General features: G+C 69.1%; 16 protein-coding genes. 10 read left to right on the top strand and 6 right to left on the bottom strand.

Annotated features, from left to right (window positions below; genetic code table 11):
* Nucleotides 1-15: 15 nt before the first annotated feature.
* The 10 genes from F1721_RS00135 (at nt 16) to F1721_RS00090 (ending at nt 10,835) form a co-directional block, all read left to right on the top strand.
* Complete coding sequence (locus tag F1721_RS00135) at nt 16-1,713, top strand: purine-cytosine permease family protein (RefSeq protein WP_150064435.1); 1,698 nt, start codon at nt 16-18, stop codon at nt 1,711-1,713.
* A 20-nt stretch (nt 1,714-1,733) separates the two neighbouring features.
* Complete coding sequence (locus tag F1721_RS00130) at nt 1,734-2,579, top strand: carcinine hydrolase/isopenicillin-N N-acyltransferase family protein (RefSeq protein WP_150064434.1); 846 nt, start codon at nt 1,734-1,736, stop codon at nt 2,577-2,579.
* Nucleotides 2,580-3,010: 431 nt separating this feature from the next.
* The gene (locus F1721_RS00125; protein WP_150064433.1) at nt 3,011-4,450 is read left to right on the top strand and encodes an extracellular solute-binding protein; all 1,440 of its coding nucleotides are present in this window, start codon (nt 3,011-3,013) and stop codon (nt 4,448-4,450) included.
* A complete protein-coding gene (locus F1721_RS00120; protein WP_150064432.1) occupies nt 4,447-5,385 on the top strand; it encodes a carbohydrate ABC transporter permease in 939 nt (312 codons plus the stop codon). Before F1721_RS00125 ends, F1721_RS00120 begins: the two co-directional genes overlap by 4 nt.
* A gap of 3 nt (nt 5,386-5,388) precedes the next feature.
* Nucleotides 5,389-6,222: a carbohydrate ABC transporter permease gene (locus tag F1721_RS00115; RefSeq protein WP_150064431.1), complete on the top strand. Its 834-nt coding sequence runs from the start codon at nt 5,389-5,391 to the stop codon at nt 6,220-6,222.
* A gap of 13 nt (nt 6,223-6,235) precedes the next feature.
* Nucleotides 6,236-7,267 carry a zinc-binding dehydrogenase gene (locus F1721_RS00110; RefSeq protein ID WP_150064430.1) on the top strand — a complete coding sequence of 344 codons (1,032 nt, stop codon included), beginning with the start codon at nt 6,236-6,238 and terminating at the stop codon, nt 7,265-7,267.
* An 11-nt stretch (nt 7,268-7,278) separates the two neighbouring features.
* Complete coding sequence (locus tag F1721_RS00105) at nt 7,279-8,139, top strand: sugar phosphate isomerase/epimerase family protein (RefSeq protein WP_150064429.1); 861 nt, start codon at nt 7,279-7,281, stop codon at nt 8,137-8,139.
* Nucleotides 8,140-8,304: 165 nt separating this feature from the next.
* Nucleotides 8,305-9,144 carry a sugar phosphate isomerase/epimerase family protein gene (locus F1721_RS00100; RefSeq protein ID WP_150064428.1) on the top strand — a complete coding sequence of 280 codons (840 nt, stop codon included), beginning with the start codon at nt 8,305-8,307 and terminating at the stop codon, nt 9,142-9,144.
* A gap of 35 nt (nt 9,145-9,179) precedes the next feature.
* Nucleotides 9,180-10,010, top strand: a complete 831-nt coding sequence (locus tag F1721_RS00095) for a sugar phosphate isomerase/epimerase family protein (RefSeq protein WP_246153946.1) — start codon at nt 9,180-9,182, stop codon at nt 10,008-10,010.
* Nucleotides 10,011-10,022: 12 nt separating this feature from the next.
* Nucleotides 10,023-10,835, top strand: coding sequence for a mycofactocin-coupled SDR family oxidoreductase (locus F1721_RS00090; protein WP_150064426.1), 813 nt, complete (start codon nt 10,023-10,025; stop codon nt 10,833-10,835).
* 158 nt (nt 10,836-10,993) lie between these two features.
* On the opposite strand, the gene F1721_RS00085 is transcribed toward F1721_RS00090, so the two are convergent.
* From F1721_RS00085 to F1721_RS00060, 6 genes are all read right to left on the bottom strand, one after another.
* Complete coding sequence (locus F1721_RS00085) at nt 10,994-12,340, bottom strand: hypothetical protein (RefSeq protein ID WP_211840260.1); 1,347 nt, start codon at nt 12,338-12,340, stop codon at nt 10,994-10,996.
* Between the two features lie 38 nt (nt 12,341-12,378).
* The gene (locus F1721_RS00080; protein WP_150064424.1) at nt 12,379-13,410 is read right to left on the bottom strand and encodes an ABC transporter permease subunit; all 1,032 of its coding nucleotides are present in this window, start codon (nt 13,408-13,410) and stop codon (nt 12,379-12,381) included.
* Nucleotides 13,407-14,930 carry a sugar ABC transporter ATP-binding protein gene (locus F1721_RS00075; RefSeq protein WP_150064423.1) on the bottom strand — a complete coding sequence of 508 codons (1,524 nt, stop codon included), beginning with the start codon at nt 14,928-14,930 and terminating at the stop codon, nt 13,407-13,409. The genes F1721_RS00080 and F1721_RS00075 overlap by 4 nt, the downstream gene beginning before the upstream one ends.
* A gap of 58 nt (nt 14,931-14,988) precedes the next feature.
* Nucleotides 14,989-15,942, bottom strand: a complete 954-nt coding sequence (locus F1721_RS00070) for an ABC transporter substrate-binding protein (protein WP_211840259.1) — start codon at nt 15,940-15,942, stop codon at nt 14,989-14,991.
* A 70-nt stretch (nt 15,943-16,012) separates the two neighbouring features.
* Nucleotides 16,013-17,077: a LacI family DNA-binding transcriptional regulator gene (locus F1721_RS00065; RefSeq protein WP_150064422.1), complete on the bottom strand. Its 1,065-nt coding sequence runs from the start codon at nt 17,075-17,077 to the stop codon at nt 16,013-16,015.
* 97 nt (nt 17,078-17,174) lie between these two features.
* Nucleotides 17,175-17,459 carry a MerR family transcriptional regulator gene (locus F1721_RS00060; RefSeq protein ID WP_211840258.1) on the bottom strand — a complete coding sequence of 95 codons (285 nt, stop codon included), beginning with the start codon at nt 17,457-17,459 and terminating at the stop codon, nt 17,175-17,177.
* Nucleotides 17,460-17,587 lie beyond the last annotated feature (128 nt).

The raw sequence follows: 17,587 nt of genomic DNA, 5'->3' as shown, positions 1-17,587 counted from the left end.
TTCTGAGGAGAGACAGTGAGCGATACCGGTGACCTGCCCGCGCGCATCGGGTCCGGCAGCGTCGCACGCGACGACTACGCCTTGGGCAAGGTGCCGCCCACCTGGCGCTATCGCACGTCCGAGATCGTGCTTTCCCTGATGGGCGGCGCCACGGCGGCCATCTTCCTGTCGCTGCCCGCCGGGCTGTCGGCGTCGTTCGGCATCGCGAACGTGCTCGTCGCCATCGTCTACGCGGTCCTGGTGCAGACCCTGCTCAACGTGCTGTACGTCAAGACCGCTTCGCGCACGGGACTGGGCTCCGCGCTCATGTCGCGCGGCCTCGCCCTCGGCTTCGACGGCGCCGCCTGGACCACTCTGCTCTACTGGGTGAGCTGGCTGACCTACTTCGCGACCGAGGGCCAGATCCTCTCCAGCGCCTTGTCCGCGCAGACGGGCATCCCGCTGAAGGTCTCGTACCTGCTGGTGGGGTTGGTGTTCCTGCCGCTGGTGCTGTACGGGTTGCAGTTCGTCGCCAAGTTCCAGAAGTGGACGCTCTACGCCTACGTCGTCGGGCTGGCGGCACTGCTGATCATCGTGCTGTCCCGATCGGATCTGTCGGTCACTCGCGAGTTCCTCGCCGCGCACCTGGGCAGCGTGGGCGGAATCGGCCTGCTCGGCGCGATCGCGTCGTACAACGGACTGGTCGGCAACGTGGCGTTCGGGCACGCCGACATGGGACGGTTGCTCGCCAACGACCAGAGCCTCGCCCGCGGCGGCCGGCGCGGCGCGCTGTGGGTCGCCCTGCTCCCGTACGCCTTCGGCGCCTACGTCATCGCCGGCGCGATCGGCTTGTTCCTGTGGGCGTCCTCGGGCGGAGATGCCAACCCCGGCCAGTACGTGGTCACCATCATGGGCACCGTCGGCTTCGTGCTCATCGTGATCACCCAGCTGCGGATCAACCTGCTCAACGCCTACAGCGGTTCGCTGTCGCTGGCGAACTTCTTCTCCCGCCTGCGTCTCACGCCGGGACGGTCCGTCTGGGCGGTCGTCATGGTGGTGCTCGGCACCCTGGCGATGTACCTCGACGTCCTCGGCCACCTGGGCACCGTCCTCGCTGTCGAGGGCGTGCTGCTGGCCGCCTGGATCGGCGTCAGCATCGCCGACCTGCTGCTGGTCCGGGGCCGGGGCGGGCACGGGCCGGACAACGGCCGGTTCATCGAGTACCGCCGCGCCATGCTGCGCCACTGGAACTGGTCCGGGGTCGTCCCCCTGTTCGCCGCGACCGTCGTCGGCTCCTTCCTGGCGGTGGGCGGCCTGCTCGGACATCTGGGCGGCCAGGTCACGCTCTACCTGTCCAACTGGGTCAGCTTCCTGATCGCCGGCGGCCTGACCTGGTGGCTGGGCACGCGCACCCGCGGCCGCGGTTACGCGATCCGCCCCCGGATCGCCTGGCCGCGAGAAGATCTCGTCGTCGCGTGCCCCCTCGACGGCGAGGTGGTCAGCACCGACGACCTGTTCCCGTGCCCCTACCACGAGCAGTGGATCTGCTCCCAGGACTGCATGCACACCAAGGGGTGCGGCGACGCCTGCCGCTCGATGCCGGAGCCGGTCCTGGTGCAGATCGCGCCGCTGCCGCCGCGCACGCCCGACCTGGAGGCGGCCAACGCGCATCTGCTCGGCAGAACCCGGCCGCCTCGGACGGCATCCCGCAATCCAGAGTCCGCATCGGAGTAGTCATGTGTTTCCTGGCAGGAATGAACGGCCCCCGGTACTGGCTGCTGGCCAGCAACAGCGACAACCCGTACGCCACGACGAATCATCTGCTGGCCGCGAGCGGCGAACGCCACTCGTACTTGGCAGTCCGGGTCGTCGTGCCGCCCGCCGACGTCGTCGTGCCGTGGGCGGGAATGCTCACTCGCGGGGTCAACAGCGCCGGGCTCTGCTTCACCTACGCGTTCGTGCCGGAGCAGGACATGGCGGACTACCCCGCGCAGGAGTGGTCCGCCCGGATGCTCACGAACGCGTCCACTGTGGATGAGGCGATTACCTACATGCGCGGGGACAGCACGCTGCCGGGCAACTACCTCCTCGCCGACCGCGCGGGAGGCATGGCAGCCGTCGAGGTGGGCGGCGGACGCGTGGCGGTGTGCAGTCCCACGACCGGCGCCGAGGCGCGGGCCAATGCGTGGCGGTGCCTCACCCAAAACCCGGCTCCTGCCTGGGACGACGCCACCGCGTCGACGCACCGGCACGGCCGCGGCAGCGAACTGCTCGGCGCATTGGACAGCGCCACGCCGGAAGCGCTGCGGCAAGTTCTGCAAGACCACCGGGAAGACGGCGGACCGGTCGGGAAGCACGGCCGGTCGTTGTGCAACCACGGCACGACCGACGGCACGATCTCCAGCGAGATCATCGACCCGGCCGGGCACCTGTGGTTCGGTTTCGGATTCCCGTGCGGCCGGTCACGAGGGCACGAGCAGGACGGCCGCAGGCCGTGGGGACGGCTCGTCCGCTTCTCGCTGGCGGAGGGTTCCGGCAGCGGGGACCTCACCACCCCTGACGGCTCGATCACGCCCCTGGGCGTGCGGCTCATGTCCTGAACGGGACCGCAGCAGCGCGCGCCGGTGCGATCAGGCAGGTCGGTGAGGAACGGCGGCCCGGGATTCCAGACGGGCCGGAAGATCGTCGCGGGGCTGAAGTGACGACGGCCGGTTGTCGTTCGCCGCGATCGGGAGCGGTTCGGCGTCCGGAACCGCAGTTCGCGCGGGGCACGCCCACCGCTGGACAGCCCCAGTTCGCCGTCCTCGATCCACCTCCGGCCTGGTCCGCGCTGCCCGAGCGAACGAGGTCGAGCACGGTGGCCAGATCGCCCAGCTGTTCCGGGGAAATCCTGAGGTCGGTTCCGAGGCGCGGATTGCCGCGGATCCGCACTCTTCTGCACGAGCAGGGTTGACTTTTGTTCACAGCAAACATTACTTTGCTCTCCACCAACAGAAACGACGGCCAGGACAGCGACGTCCAGGAGGTGCCCGTGGCGCTCCACCAGCTCACCCGCAGGCAGCTGCTGCGGGCTGCGGGATTGGCCGCGGGGGTTGCGGCGGTGTCCAGCTGCGCCGCGCCGCCCGGACCGGTCGGCGCTCACGCGGCGCAGCCCCGGCCCGACCGGCTGCGCATGCTGTACGCCACCGCGGAGGGGAACCTCGACGCCGTGCGCACGCAGCTGCCGGCTTTCCGCGACCGGTTCGGATTCGGCCTGGAGATCGACGGCCAGCCCTACGACGCTCTGCAGCAGCGGACGTTCGCGGAGCTGGCGGTCCGCAGCGGCCATTACGACATCATGATCATGGACACCCCGTGGACCCCCGCTCTGACGAGAGTGATCGAACCGCTCAGCGGCTACCTGCGCCAACCGGCGCTCAACGACTTCGCGGACGTCGACCTCGGCGATTTCATCCCGAAGATCTTCTACGACACGGCCGTCTACCGCGAGGACACGCCCACCGCGCACTTCCCCGCCACCGGTGCTCCGGCCGCGACGGACGCGATCAGTGCGGCCGGGTTCGACATCTACGGACTGCCCATCCAGGCAAACGGTCTCACCATGGCCTACCGCAAGAGCCTCTTCGAGGATCCGGCCGAGCAGAGCGCGTTCGCCGCCCGCACGGGCGAGCCGTTGACCGTACCGTCCACTTGGGACGAATTCCGCACCGTGGCCGCGTTCTTCACCCGCCCGGCCGAACGGCGCTACGGCACCACGTGGATGGCCGGGGTCGGCGACTGGGCGACCGACGACTTCAAGACGCTGCTGGCCGGTTTCGGCGGCGACGGGCACCTCATCGGGGACGATCTGAGCCTGCGCTTCGCGGACGAGCCCGGCGAGCGGGCCCTGGCCTTCTACCGCGACATGATCACCGACCGCCCGGTCGTGCCGCCGGGCACCGCGTCGGCGTCCTGGGACGAGACCGCGTCGACCTTCGGCGCCGGCCTCGCCGCGATGTCGATGAACTACCACAGCATGGAGCTCGACTCGCCCGGCCTGGGCGAGGTCGGCTACGCCCCGGTGCCGCGCGGGCAGGCGACGGGGCCGCACTTCGGCACGTACATGCTGAGCATCAATCGCAGTTCGGCGCACAAGGCGTGGGCCTACCGCGCGATCACCTGGCTCACGAGCGCCCCGGTCCAGCTGGAGATGGCGAAGGCGGGCCTGCACCCGACCCGGACGTCGGTGTACGACCGGCTGGTCGCCGACCCCGCGAACCCGGACGCCGAGTTCTACCGGGCGCTGCGGGACACCCTCTCCGTCGGTGTCGGGCGAGCTCGGCTGACCAACTACACCGAGGTGAGCCAGGCGATCGCGGTGGCGGTCAACACCGCCGCTACCGGACGTGCCGAGCCCCGCGCAGCGCTCGACCAGGCCGCGAGATCGGTCCGCCGCCTGCTCGCCGCCGCCGGATACGAGGTGCCCCGATGACGACGCTCAGCACTCTTCCATCCGAGACGAGGCCGGGCGCGGACCGCCGGGCCCGACGGCGGAGCAACCGCGCCGGCTGGCTGTTCGTCTCCCCGGCGCTGCTCGTGCTCCTCGCGCTGACGGTGGTGCCCACGCTCTACCTGCTGGTGTCCAGTTTCCACCGCGTCGACCTGTTCGGCGGGCAGAGCCAGTTCGTCGGCTTCGCCAACTTCGGCGCGGTGCTGACCGATCCGAAGATCCTCGCTTCGCTGCTCACGACGCTCGTGTTCGTCGTCGTGGCCGTATCGGTGGAGATGCTGCTCGGTCTGGGTCTCGCGATCCCGCTCAGCGCGAAGGTGCGCGGCTCGGGTCCGGCCGCCGCGCTCATGCTGTTGCCCTTCGCGATCGCCCCCGCGGTGTCCGCACTGCTGTTCCGGCAGCTGGTCAACCCGAACTACGGCTGGGTGAACCACTACCTGGGCGCGCTCGGCATCGTCCCCACCGACCTGGACTGGCTCGGGCAACCGGCCACCGCCTGGCTCGCCGTGCTGGGACTCGACGTCTGGCAGTGGACCCCGTTCGTCGCGCTGATCCTCATGGCCGGCCTGCAATCGCTCTCGCAGGAGCCGATGGAGGCGGCGGCGATCGACGGGGCGTCGGCCTGGCAGGCGTTCCGGCACGTCACGCTGCCCACGCTCATGCCGTTCCTCGGCATCGCGCTCGTGCTGCGGACCATCCAGGCGTTCAAGACCTTCGACTCGTTCCAAGTGCTCACCCGCGGCGGCCCCGGCGATTCGACGGAGATCGTGAACCTCGCCATCTACCGGGTGGCGCTGCAGAGCTTCCGGATCGGCACGGCCGCCACCGTCGGGCTCCTGTTGCTGGTGTTCCTGCTCATGCTCACCCCCCTGCTGCTGCGCCTGGTCGGCCGGCACGGCGACCACGAGGAGGCGTAGGACGTGGCCAACCGGAAGGTCAGTGCCTGGTCCGGGCAGTTGGTGCTGTGGGCATGGCTGCTCGTGTCGCTGGTGCCCATCGTGTTCATGGTGGTCACTTCGCTCAAACCGCCGAGCGTCGCCACGAGCGTGCCGCCGAGCTGGTCGTTCCGGCCCACCCTGGAGAACTACGCGAAGGTGCTCACCGGCGGCGGGGCGGGACAGGCGTTCGGGCCGCTGGTGCTCAACAGCGTGATCGTCACGGTCGGTGCCACCGTCCTCACCGTGGTGCTGGCCGTGCCTGCTGCGTACGCGCTTTCGCTGCGGGAGTTCCGGCCCCGGCGGTTCCTGTCGTCGTGGATCCTCTCGACCTACATGTTCCCGCCGATGGTCTCCGTCGTGCCGCTGTTCATCCTCGCCGGGAACCTCGGCCTGTTCGACACCTACCCGATCCTGATCGTGCCGTACGCAGCGATCAACCTGCCGATCGCGGTGTGGATCCTCCGGAGCACCATTCTGCAGATCCCGTACGCGCTCCACGAAGCCGCCATGCTGGACGGCCTGACCCGCTGGGGAACCATGCGCCGGGTGCTCTGGCCGCTGCTCGTGCCGTCGGTCGCCACCACGGCGATCCTCACCGCGGTCCTGTCCTGGAACGAGTTCCTGCTCGCCCTGTCGCTCACCCGCCAGGACGCCAAGACCGCACCGGTCGGGATCATGGAGTTCACCGGCATGTTCGGCACCGACTGGGGAATGCTCACCGCCGCCTCGACCGTGATCGTCGCACCGATCGTCGTGCTGACCCTCATCCTGCGCCGCCGGATCGTCTCCGGGCTCACCTTCGGCGCCGTCAAGTAGAAGGAGCAATGCCATGAAAGCCGTTCTGCTGCCGGGCGAGCGCGAGGTCCGGGTCGTCGAGCGGGAAGTGCCGCGGCCGGGCCCCGGCGAGGTGCTCGTGCGCACCCGTGCCTCGGCGATCTGCCGCAGCGACATGAGCCTGTACACCGGGAATCCGATCGTCGGCGGCGACGCCGCGGGCCGCGGGCTCGTCGTGCCGGGGCACGAGCCGGCCGGCGACGTGGTCGAGACCGGCCCCGGGGTGACCGGGCTCGCGCTGGGCGACCGGGTCACCGGCTATCTCGCGATCGGCTGCATGCGGTGCGAGCACTGCCGCGGCGGCCGGCTCATGCTCTGTCCCCGGTGGAAGTGCCTCGGGTTCGACGTGGACGGCGGCGACGCCGAGTACTTCGTGGCGCCGGCGGTGAACTGCCTGCCGCTGCCGGACGAACTCTCCTACACCGCTGGAGCGCTGCTCACCGACATGGTCGGCACGCAGTACGCCACCCAGAAGTCCCTCGCCGTGGGCGGCGCGACGACGCTCGCGGTGTTCGGAATGGGCCCGATGGGCGGAGCCGCGGTGCTGGTCGGCAAAGCGCTCGGCGCGACCGTGCTCGCGGTCGACCTGCTCGACGAACGGCTGGCGCTGGCGCGCGAACTCGGCGCGGACGCGGTCGTCAACTCCGGTTCGGACGACGCGGTGGCCCGGTTGCGGGAGCTCACCGGCGGCCGGGGGCCTGACGTCGTGGTCGAATGCTCGGGCGCGCCGCCCGCGCAGAATTCCGCACTGGACTGCGTGCGCAAGCTCGGCAGCGTCGCTTTCGTCGGCGAATCGCGGCAGACCACGATCAACCCGAGCGACCAGATCATCCGCAAGCTGCTGCGGGTCACCGGCGGGTGGTACTTCCCCATCGACCAGTTCGCGGAGCTCAGCCGCTTCGCCGTGCAGCACGCGCTGCCGATCGAGCGACTGGTGAGTCACCGGTACCAGCTCGACGACGCGCCCGAGGCGTTCCGCGCATTCGATCGCCGGCTGACCGACAAAGCCGTTTTCACCTGGGACTGAGAGGCACCGACATGCGCTACACCGCAGAAATTCTCCCCTACCACGACTTTCCGCTCGACGTCGCGCTGCGCGAACTCGCCGGTCTGGGATTCCGCGAGGTCAACCTGTGGTCCTCGGCCGCTCCCCTCGCGCACCACGTGAACCCCGGCGACGACGTCGGTGCGATCCGGAAGGCACTGGACACCTACGGAATCAAACCGTGCGGGCTCACCACGTACGGCAAGAACCAGCACGAGATCGCCGAACGCATCGACCTCGCGGCGGAGCTGGGGATCGACACGATCGTCTTCGACTGCGAGGCGAACTTTCCCGACTTCGTCGGCTCCTTCCTGCCGCCGCTGGTGGAATCCGCAGCCGCCAAGGGGATCCGCATCGCGGTCGAGAACCACCTGACGGTCCCGTTCAGCGCGGACTTCGAGTCCGGCGTCGGTGAGGAGCAGCGGTGGGAGGAAGGGGTCGACAGCTTCGCGCAGATCAAGCGGCTGGTCACCGAACTCGACCACCCGAACCTCGGCGTCTGCGTCGCACCGTCGCATCTGTGGGTGATGGAGGAAACGATCAGCGAGGTGCTCACCTTCCTCGCCGAGCGCAAGAAGCTCTTCTACTACTACATCTGGGACATCGACCGCGACTACCAGCGCGGGGTCGACGGGCTCAACTTCGGGCCGGGCGAGCGGCAGCTGCCGCGTCCGGACGGGACCCTCGACCACGGCGTCCCGCTCGCCACCCTGCGGCGCCTGGGCTACCAGGGCCCGGCGAGCCTGAAGTGCCACGGCACGGGCGGCTGGCCGCTGGAGAAGGTGACCTCGCAGCTGACCGCTTCCGACCGGTACGTCCGGGAATGCCTGCGCCGCGCCGGGGCCGGCGAGTAGCCGCGGCTGCTGGTTCTGGTGTCCCGGAGGATGCGGTGCGCTGCGACTCGGCCGCCGCACGATCGGGGCCGACGGCGAGATCGTGCTGGGCGATCCGATCACCTTCACCACGCACAACGTCGACGACCACACCCACGACTTCCAGGCCACGGATTGAGGGGACCGATGTTTCGCTACACCTACAACACGCTCGTCTACGGCCGGGAGCCGCTCGCGGACGGTATCGCGCGGATCGCGAAATTCGGCTACGACGGCGTGGAACTGGTCGGAGAACCAGCACAGCACGACGTTGCGGAGGTCCGTCGCGAGCTGGAGCAGCACGACGTGCGCGCGTCGTCGATCATCAGCATCTTCACCCCGGAACGCGACGTGGTCAGCACCGACGAAGCCATCCGCCGGAACGCACTGGACTACTTGCGCGGCAACGTCGATTACGCCGCGGCGCTCGGAGCGGAGGTCGTCACCTTCACTCCGACGGCCTGCATGAAGATCACGCCGGAAACTGACCGGGAACGCGAATGGGCGTGGGCGGTTGAGGCCGCTCGGGCGATCGCCGCCTACGCCGACGACCACGGCGTGCGCATCGCGGTCGAGCCATGGAACCGGTACGAGACCTACCTGATCAACCGGATGGATCAGGCGGTCACCTTCGTCGACGAGGCTGGACATCCCGCGCTGGGCTGCATGGCCGACACCTTCCACATGGCGCTGGAGGAGCGGGACATCGCCGCGGCGATCCGGCACTGCGGGCATCGGCTGGCACACGTGCACCTGGCCGACAGCAACCGCGCCGCGCCGGGCTGCGGGCACACCGACTTCCGGCCGATCGTCCGAGCCATCGCTGAAATCGGCTACACCGGCTGGATCTCCTACGAACTGCTGCCCGCGGCCGGTGATGTCTGGGGCGTGCTCTCAGGCGCGGGCGCACCGGAATTCCTCGACCCGTACACCGAAGCGGCCATCACCCACACCAAGAAGCTCGAGAACGAGCTGGGCCTGGTGTGACGACCATGCGCAATCCCCTGGGACTGAGCACGTTCGTGCTCGCCTCGCCGTTCTCCGACGCCGACTGCCCCGCGGCCTTCGCAAAGGTCGCCAGGCTCGGTTACGACGTGATCGAGGTCTGCGTCGAGAATCCGCATCTGCTGTCCGCCCAGGCACTGCGCGACGCCGCCGGAGAACACGGACTCGCCGTCAGCATCTGCGGCGCCTTCGGACCTGACCGCGATTTGTCCGCAGCGGACCCGGAGGCCCGCGCTGCCGGTCTGGACTACGTGCGCGGCTGCGTGGAGCTGGCGGCCACGGTCGGCTCACCGCACGTGGCGGGACCGATGTACGCACCGACAGGGCAAGCTCGGCTGCTGCCCCCGGACGAGCGTGCCCAGCAACGCGCGCGGGCGGCCGAAAGCCTGCGGGCCGCCGCCGACCACGCGGGCGAACACGGCGTCCGGCTGGCGATCGAACCGTTGAACCGCTTCGAAACCGACCTGGTCAACACCGTCGAGCAAGGTCTGGAACTGTGCGCAGCCACCGGCCGCGACAACGTCGGCCTCCTGCTCGACACCTTCCACCTGAACATCGAGGAGAAGGATCTCGGGGACGCGATCCGCACCGCCGGGGACCGGGTCTTCCACTTCCAGGTCTCGGAGAACGACCGCGGCGCGCCCGGCAGCGGGCACCTGCCGTGGCCGGAGGTGTTCGCCGCGCTCGACGGGATCGGCTACTCCGGGCAGATCGTGGTCGAGTCGTTCCTGCCCACGATCGTCGAAATCGCACGGGCGGTGTCGTTGTGGCGCCCGGTCGCGCCGTCGATGGACGCGCTGGCCGCCGACAGCATCGCCTTCCTCCGCGCATCACGGGAAAACCGCTGAAAGGAGCCGGGAATGGGACAGCTCGACGGGAAAGTCGCCGTCATCACCGGAGGTGGCCGAGGGCAGGGGCGCGCACACGCGGTGCGGCTCGCCGAGGAGGGCGCGGACGTCGTCGTGTGCGACATCACCGAGCAGGTCGGCTCCGTGCCGTTCCCGACCGGGCGCCCGGGTGACCTCGACGAGACCGTCGCCGCCGTCGAGAGGACCGGGCGCCGCTGCATCGCGCTGGAAGCCGACGTCCGCAGCACCGCGGACATGACCAGGCTCGCCGAGACCGCGATGGGCGAATTCGGGCGCATCGACATCCTGCTCGCCAACGCGGGCATCCTCAGCCTGTCGGAGAACACGTGGGAGCTGACCGACGAGGCGTGGGACGACATGATCGACATCAACCTCACCGGCGTGTTCAAGTCCTGCCGGGCGGTGATCCCGCACATCCGGGCGGGCGGCCGCGGCGGTTCCGTCGTCCTCACGTCGTCGATCGCGGGCTTGAAAGGGGTCGCGGGCTGCACCCACTACGCGGCGGCGAAGCACGGCATCGTCGGTCTCATGCGGACGCTCGCGCGCGAGCTGGCTCCGGAGTCCATTCGGGTCAACACCATCCACCCCACCGGCGTCGACTCCCCCATGTCCAACAACGAATACTTCCCGCAGTGGCTGGAGGAGCACGAAGAGCTCGGCGACGCGATGCGCCACAACCTGATGCCGGTCGACGCGATGCCGGTGCGCGACGTGTCCGACGTCGTCCTGTTCCTGGTGTCCGACGCGGGAAAGTGGATCACCGGCAGCACCCAGCAGATCGACGCGGGGTTCCTGCTGAAGTGAGCGGTCTCCGGCCGGGAACGCTGTCGCGGGCGAATTGAGACCAGCCGTGCCTGTCTCGCTCGGGGGGCGAGACAGGCACGCTGCCCACGCAGCGTTGCTCGATCAGTGCGTGAGGGGCACCGCCGTCGACGGTGCCCCTCACGTGGATCGGCCGGGTGTCACGCCAGGCGGACCTCTGGTGGCGTTTCCAGGTCATCGGCCACCGCGCGCCAGTCGGAGAACTGGCCATAAGCGGTCTTGATCCACACACCGGTCGGTAGCTGCGGGCACTCGTTCTCGCCGTTGCTGCCCCAGTTCACCCAGCCCGACTGCGGGCGCTGGACGATTTGGAAGGCCCCGGAGGGCTTTTCGGTCCACCACACCATCGTCCGCCCGCTCCCCGTGTGGTATTCGGCGGTCTTGGCCGCTGGGCCCGGGAAGGCGGTTTCGTGCGGGGTGGCGGAGACGTCCACCGGGTCACGGGTGATGATCCACTCCCGGTCGGGATGGTCGGCCAGCGCGTGCGCCCGGGCGCGTACTCGGGCCAGGCGCTCTCGGATCTCCGGTTCGTCCAGCGCGTTCTCCCAGGAGCAGAACAGCCGCCAGTACAGATCCCAATGGGCCGATTCCAGGTCTTCGGTGAGCAGCGACTTGAACTCGTCGAACTTCGGGTTCCGCGACTGCGAGGTCTCCAGCGTTTCGGCGACCATGGCGGCGAGTTCGGCCGCGTAGGGGTCGCCGGCCCGGTAGGTCGTCGCGTCGTAGGACTCGAACCGGTCGAACACCAACTCGCCCCGGCCGCCCTCGAACTCGTCGCCGACCGTGATCAGGTTGGTCACCGAGCGCCCGTTGATGACGGTCTGGAAGTCGTCCACCACGTAGCGCCTGGTGAAGTGCGGCGTGCCGCAGGTGAACATCCAGTCGACGGTGAAGCTCTTGCCGCGCAGCTCGTCGAGGAGCCCGTCCGGGATCACGCCGTGCATGCGGTAGTGGTGCAGCACCGGCCCGCGTTCGACGACCTCGATGTCGACAACCGCGTGCTCAGGCGGGTTGATCAAGCCGTTCTCCGGGGTGAAGAACGGCCCGTAGAAGCCGCCGATGGCGTTGTTCCCGGACGGCAGCAGGTCGACCCCCTCCGCCAACGTGGAGAAGTGCCGAAGTCCCCATTTGGAGGATCCGGTGCCCTGGGCGGTCCCGGTGCACAACTCCAGGTCGAAGTACCCGGTGTCCAGCCGCACGAAGGCGTCTTCCTCCCTTGCTTCCAGCTGGCGGATACCGGCAGCGGTGCTGGTGGCGGGGCCGGTGAGCACCAGTTCGGTCCGACCGGTGAACGACACCGCGGCGACGAACGCGGTCTCCCCCGGCGCGGTGTGCTCGGTCAGCCGCTGGCAGAGCACGGTGGTGCCATCGGGCCGCGTCGCGGTCCACACATCGCCGTCCAGTTCCGCCGGGACGACGAAGCGGACCGGCTCGTGGATGCGGTGCCCGGGGCGGGGGTCGGAGATGACGACGGTAGGCAGGCCCACGTCCGTCCTTCCTGTCTGGTTCCTGGTGCGGTGCGGGGTCATTCGGCCGGTGGGCTCGTCGCCGGGGTGCCACCGCGGCGCAGGCGGATGGGATGGCGCTTCAGGCTGTCGATGGCGACCGCCAGGATGATCACTGCGCCCTTGATCAGCAGCTGGGTGAAGAACTGCACGTTCATCAGGATCAGCCCCGTGCTGAGGACGCCGAGGATGACCGACCCGACCAAGGTGCCGATGATCCTGCCGCGACCGCCCGCGAGGCTGGTGCCACCGAGCACGACGGCGGCGATGGCGTCGAGCTCGTAGCCGGTGCCGGCGTTGGGCTGCGCGGAGACCACGCGCGCCGCGAAGATCACACCGGCCAGCCCGGCGCAGGCCCCGGCGATGACGTACACGACCGTCATCACGCGTTTGACGTTGATGCCTGCGAGCCGAGCGGCTTCGGCGTTCCCGCCGACCGCGTACACGTGGCGGCCGAACTTGGTGCGTTCGAGGACGAACCAGGCGACCAGGTACACGATGGCCATGACCACCACCGGCGCCGGGATCCCCGCGAAGTAGCCGTTGCCGATGTCCCGGAAGTTCAGCGTGTTGGACACGATCGGCTGGCCGTCGGTCATGGTGTACGCGAGACCCCGCAGCAGGGTCATGCTGCCCAGCGTGACGATGAACGCGGCCAGCGACAGGTACGCGGTGAGCAGGCCGTTGCCGAGCCCGGCGGCGGCACCCGCGAGGATGCCGATCAGCACCGCGACGGGCGTGGGCAACCCGCCGACCGCGGCCAGCACGGCCGCCACCCCTGATACCGCAACGATCGAGCCGACCGACAGGTCGATTCCCGCGGTGAGGATGACGAAGGTCAAACCCGCGGCCAGGATCGCGTTGATGGAGATGGACCGCGCGATGTTGAGCAGGTTCTCCACCGACGCGAAGTTGGGCGCGATCAGCGCCATCAGCACGACGAGTGCGATCAGGACGGCGAGGATTCCCACGCGATCCCACCAGGTCGCGAAGTCGAACGACTTGCGCTCCCGCACCGCGTCGGTGCCCTGCGTCGTCGTCTGCGGAATCATGGGACGTCTCCAGGAACATGCCGGGCTGTGCCGGTCGCGTGCAGCATGATGCTCTCCTCGCTCGCGTCATCGGCGGCGAGTTCGTGGACGATGCGACCGCCCCGCATCACCAGGATCCGGTCGCTGATGCCGAGTACCTCCGGCAAGTCGGAGGAGATGACCAGGATGGCCTTGCCCGCCCCGGCCAGTTCGTTGATCACTTCGTATATCTCGCTCTTGGCGCCGATGTCGACCCCGCGGGTCGGCTCGTCCAGGACGAGCACGTCCGCCTGTCGCATCAGCCAGCGCGCCAGCGCCGCTTTCTGCTGGTTGCCGCCGGAAAGCGCGCGCACCGGCAGTCGCAGGGCGTTCTGCCGCAAGCGGAGGCGCTGCATCTGGTCCTCGACGCCGCGGCGGATTCGGCCGCGCTGCAGGACTCCGGCCCGGTGGAAGTCGTCGAGCGAGCTGATGGCGATGTTGGTCTCCACCGCGTGGTCGAGGAACAGCGCCTGTTCCTTGCGGCTTTCCGGGACCATGGCGATGCCCGCCGCGATGGCCTCGGCCGGGTGCCGGGCGACCACCGATCGACCGGACACCTGCACGTCACCGCCGCGGGCGCGGTCGGCTCCGAACAGCAGCCTCGCCACCTCGGTGCGCCCGGCGCCGATCAGACCTGCCAGGCACACCACTTCCCCGGCCCGCACCTGAAAGCTCACCGGGCCGACGCCGTTGCCGTCGGTGAGCTCCCGCACGTCCAGGACGGGCTCCCCGATCGGATGCCGCTGGCGGTGGTACAGGTCGTCCAGCGTGCGGCCGACCATCATGCGCACGACCTCGGGCGGTTCGATCTCGCTCTTGGCCCGGGTGCCGACGTAGCCGCCGTCCCGGAACACGGTCACGCGGTCGGCCAGTCGCCACACCTCCTCCATGCGGTGCGAGATGTAGATCAATCCCACGCCGCGGTCCCGCATCTCCTCGATGATCCGGTACAGCTGTTCGGCCTCGGCCCGGGACAGCGCTGCGGTCGGTTCGTCCAGCACCAGGATGGCGGCGTCTTCGGCGACCGCTCGCGCGATCTCCACCATCTGCTGCATCCCGACGCTGAGCTCGCCCAAGCGCCGCCGGGGATCGATGTCGGCCCCGATGCGGGCCAGCTTCTCCTCGGCCGACGCCAGCATCGCGCGGCGGTCCAGGACGCCCAGCCGGGTGCGCGGTTCGCGACCGAGCACGAGGTTCTCGGCCACCGTCATGGTCGGAACCGTGTTCAACTCCTGGTGGATGATCGCGATGCCGTGCGCTGCGGCGTCTCCCGGCGACCGGATCTCGATCTGCTCGCCGTTCAACAGGATCCGCCCCGAGTCCCGGTCGACGTTGCCGGCCAGGATCTTCATCAGGGTGGACTTCCCGGCGCCGTTCTCGCCCATCAGGGCGTGCACCTCGCCGGCTCGGAGGTCGAAGTCGACGCAGTCCAGCGCGAGGGTCGGACCATATCTCTTGGTGACGCCCTCGATCTGCAGCAAGGGCGGAGTTGACCTGGTCATGGAAGCTCTCTCGTCGCTCGCGGGCCACCGGCGAACCCGGCGGCCCGACCGGAGGTCGTCACCACCCGGCGTACTGGCCAACCGACTCCCGGGTGACCAGTTCGCTCGGGATCAGAATGGTCCGCTGCTGCGGCGGCTTGCCCGCGACGATGTCCTGGCCGACCTGGACGGCCTGCCGGACCATCTCGGCGGGGTTCTGCGTCGCCGTCCCGACGAACGGCGAACCGGGCCGCTGCAGTTCCGAGACCCCTTCGGGGCTACCGTCCACACCGGTCACCTTGACCTGGCCGCTCTTGCCGCCCTGCTCCACCGCGAGCACCGCCCCGAGCGCGGAGGGGTCGTTCATCCCGAAGATGCCCTGGACGTCTGGCGTCGCGGTGAGCATGTCAGTGGTCACCATCAACCCCGACGCCCGGTCGTTCTTGGACGCCTGGTGCCCGACGACCTTGATCCCGGGGTACTTGGGCAGCACGTTCTCGCAGCCGGTGATCCGGTCCCGGATGGTCTGGATCGGCGTGCCATCCACCAGCAGCACGTTGCCCTTGCCGCCGAGCTGGCTGAACAGGTACTCGCACGACTTCTCGCCCGCCTGCACGGCGTCGGTCATGATCACCGCGTCAGCGCCCTTCGCCGGGGTGTCGACCGCGACCACAATGATGCCCGCGCGCTTCGCCCGCTCGATGCCGGGCTGCAGCCCGCTCTCGTCGACGGCGCTGACCACGATCAGATCCACACCTTGCTGGATGAACGCGTCGATCTGGTTGTTCTGGTTGGCCAGGTCGAGCTGCGCGTCCTGGGTGTTGACGGTCGCCCCGATGGCGGCTGCGGATTCCTTCGCGCCCTTCTCCATCGAGGAGAAGAACGGGTTGGACATGTCCTGCACCATCAAGCCGATCTTCTCGATCTTCGTGGGCTTGGCGGCGACGTCCTGATCACCGGAGGTGCACGCGCCGGCGCCGAGAACGGCCAGCGCGGTGGCGGCCAGCGCCACCCTGCGGACGGTACGCTTCACGGCTGCTCCTTTGTCCTAAGCAGATCTTCTCCGGTCAGATGGCGTTCGGTGACCGGTGCGGGCGAGGCATTCACGGCGCCGGGCATCCGCAGGATTCGCGGATGACCAGCTCGGCGGGAACTTCACGCCGATCCTGCGCCGTGTACCGGGGCCGGGGCTGTTGGCCTTCTCGCTCGGCGGCGAGCTGTTGGTCGATCACCCTGGTGAGCGTCTGGGCGGCGAGTTCGCCGATCTCCTCGCTGTTCTCGTTCAGCACGGTCAGCGGCGGATCGAGCAGCGGCGCCCACGGGAACTCGTCGAACGCGACGAGCCCGACGTCGGCAGGTACCCGGGCTCCGCGCGTGCGCAGGCAGCGCAGCACGCCGTGCAGCATCGGGTTGTTGCCCGCAACGATGGCTTGCGGCAGGGCCCCGGCACGCTCGTCCAGGTACTTTTCCAGGGTGCAGCGGGCGGATTCGGCGTCGTTGTCGCTCTCCACGACCTCCAGCCGGGCGCCGTGGCGGTGCGCGGCCTCCTGCAGGCCTCGTTCCCTGTCCACCCTGGTGGACCAGCGGCTGGGGTAGGCCAGGAAGAGCCAGTCGCGGTAACCGTGTTCGGCCAGGTGTGCGCCGACCTGGGTGCTCGCCGCGACGTTGTCCGTGCCGATGTGAGGTACGTTCGCGGCCTCCGCAGGTGGGGCGGAGTCGACGAAAACCACCGGTATGTCCCAGTCGTCCAGCAACCGCGTATTGGCCGGGCTGAGCGTCAGCGTCGCGATGACCCCCGCGGTGCGCGACTGGATCAGCTGGCGGACGGTGGCATCCTCCACCTCCGCGGAGTACAGGCCTTCCGCGGCGATGTCCGCCACGAACGCCGTCCGGCCGGTGGACCGCAGCACGCGCTGCACGCCCTTCATCATCTCGATGTAGTAGTAGTTCGAAGTGCTGGCCGTGATCACCGCGATCGAGCTGCGGGTGTTCTTCCGGAGTTCCTGCGCAACCCGGTTGGGCACGTACCCGAGCTCGCGGGCCGCCGCACGCACCAGCTCTCGGGTACCAGGCGCCACGTCGTCGCCGTCGTTCAACGCCCTGGACACCGTGTACGTCGACAGACCCGTCGCACGGCTGACGTCACGCAGCGTGGGCTTCTTTGCCACCACATTCTCCCTAAACGATTAGGTCGCTGCCGACGATGCCGCCGCAACGAATTCCTAAACGATTAGGGAAGGACTGTAGAAGATGGTTCTCCCACCGTCAACAGTCGCTGGGAAAGTCAGCTGACCGACGTTCGCCGTACGGGACTACCGGGAGGACGGGGCAACCGCGGCGCGGCGCCCACAGCGGGTCGGCATCTCCGGCGGCCAGGCGTCCTCGGTAGACGTCGACCTTGTGGTTGATCCTCTCCAGGCTGTCCTGGAGTTCGGCGGTCCGGGCGAGCACGTGGTCCCGGCGCGACCCGAGGAGGCCCAGGCGGTCGTCCTCGTTGCCGCCGCCCGCGGTCACGAGCTCGGCGTAGCGGCGGATGCCCCTGATGGGCATGCCGGTAGCACGCAGCTTGGTGCAGATGGTGATCCACTGAGATCGCTCGTTCTCGCGGTCTTCGTGCTGATCGGCATCTTCCTGAGCGTGGTCAACCCGCCCATCACCAACACCGCAGTCTCCGGCAT

The sequence above is a fragment of the Saccharopolyspora hirsuta genome (genome assembly GCF_008630535.1).
Taxonomy (GTDB): domain Bacteria; phylum Actinomycetota; class Actinomycetes; order Mycobacteriales; family Pseudonocardiaceae; genus Saccharopolyspora; species Saccharopolyspora hirsuta.
The sequence above is the reverse complement of the archived record's forward strand: the minus strand, read 5'-3'. Positions and strand labels throughout refer to the sequence as shown.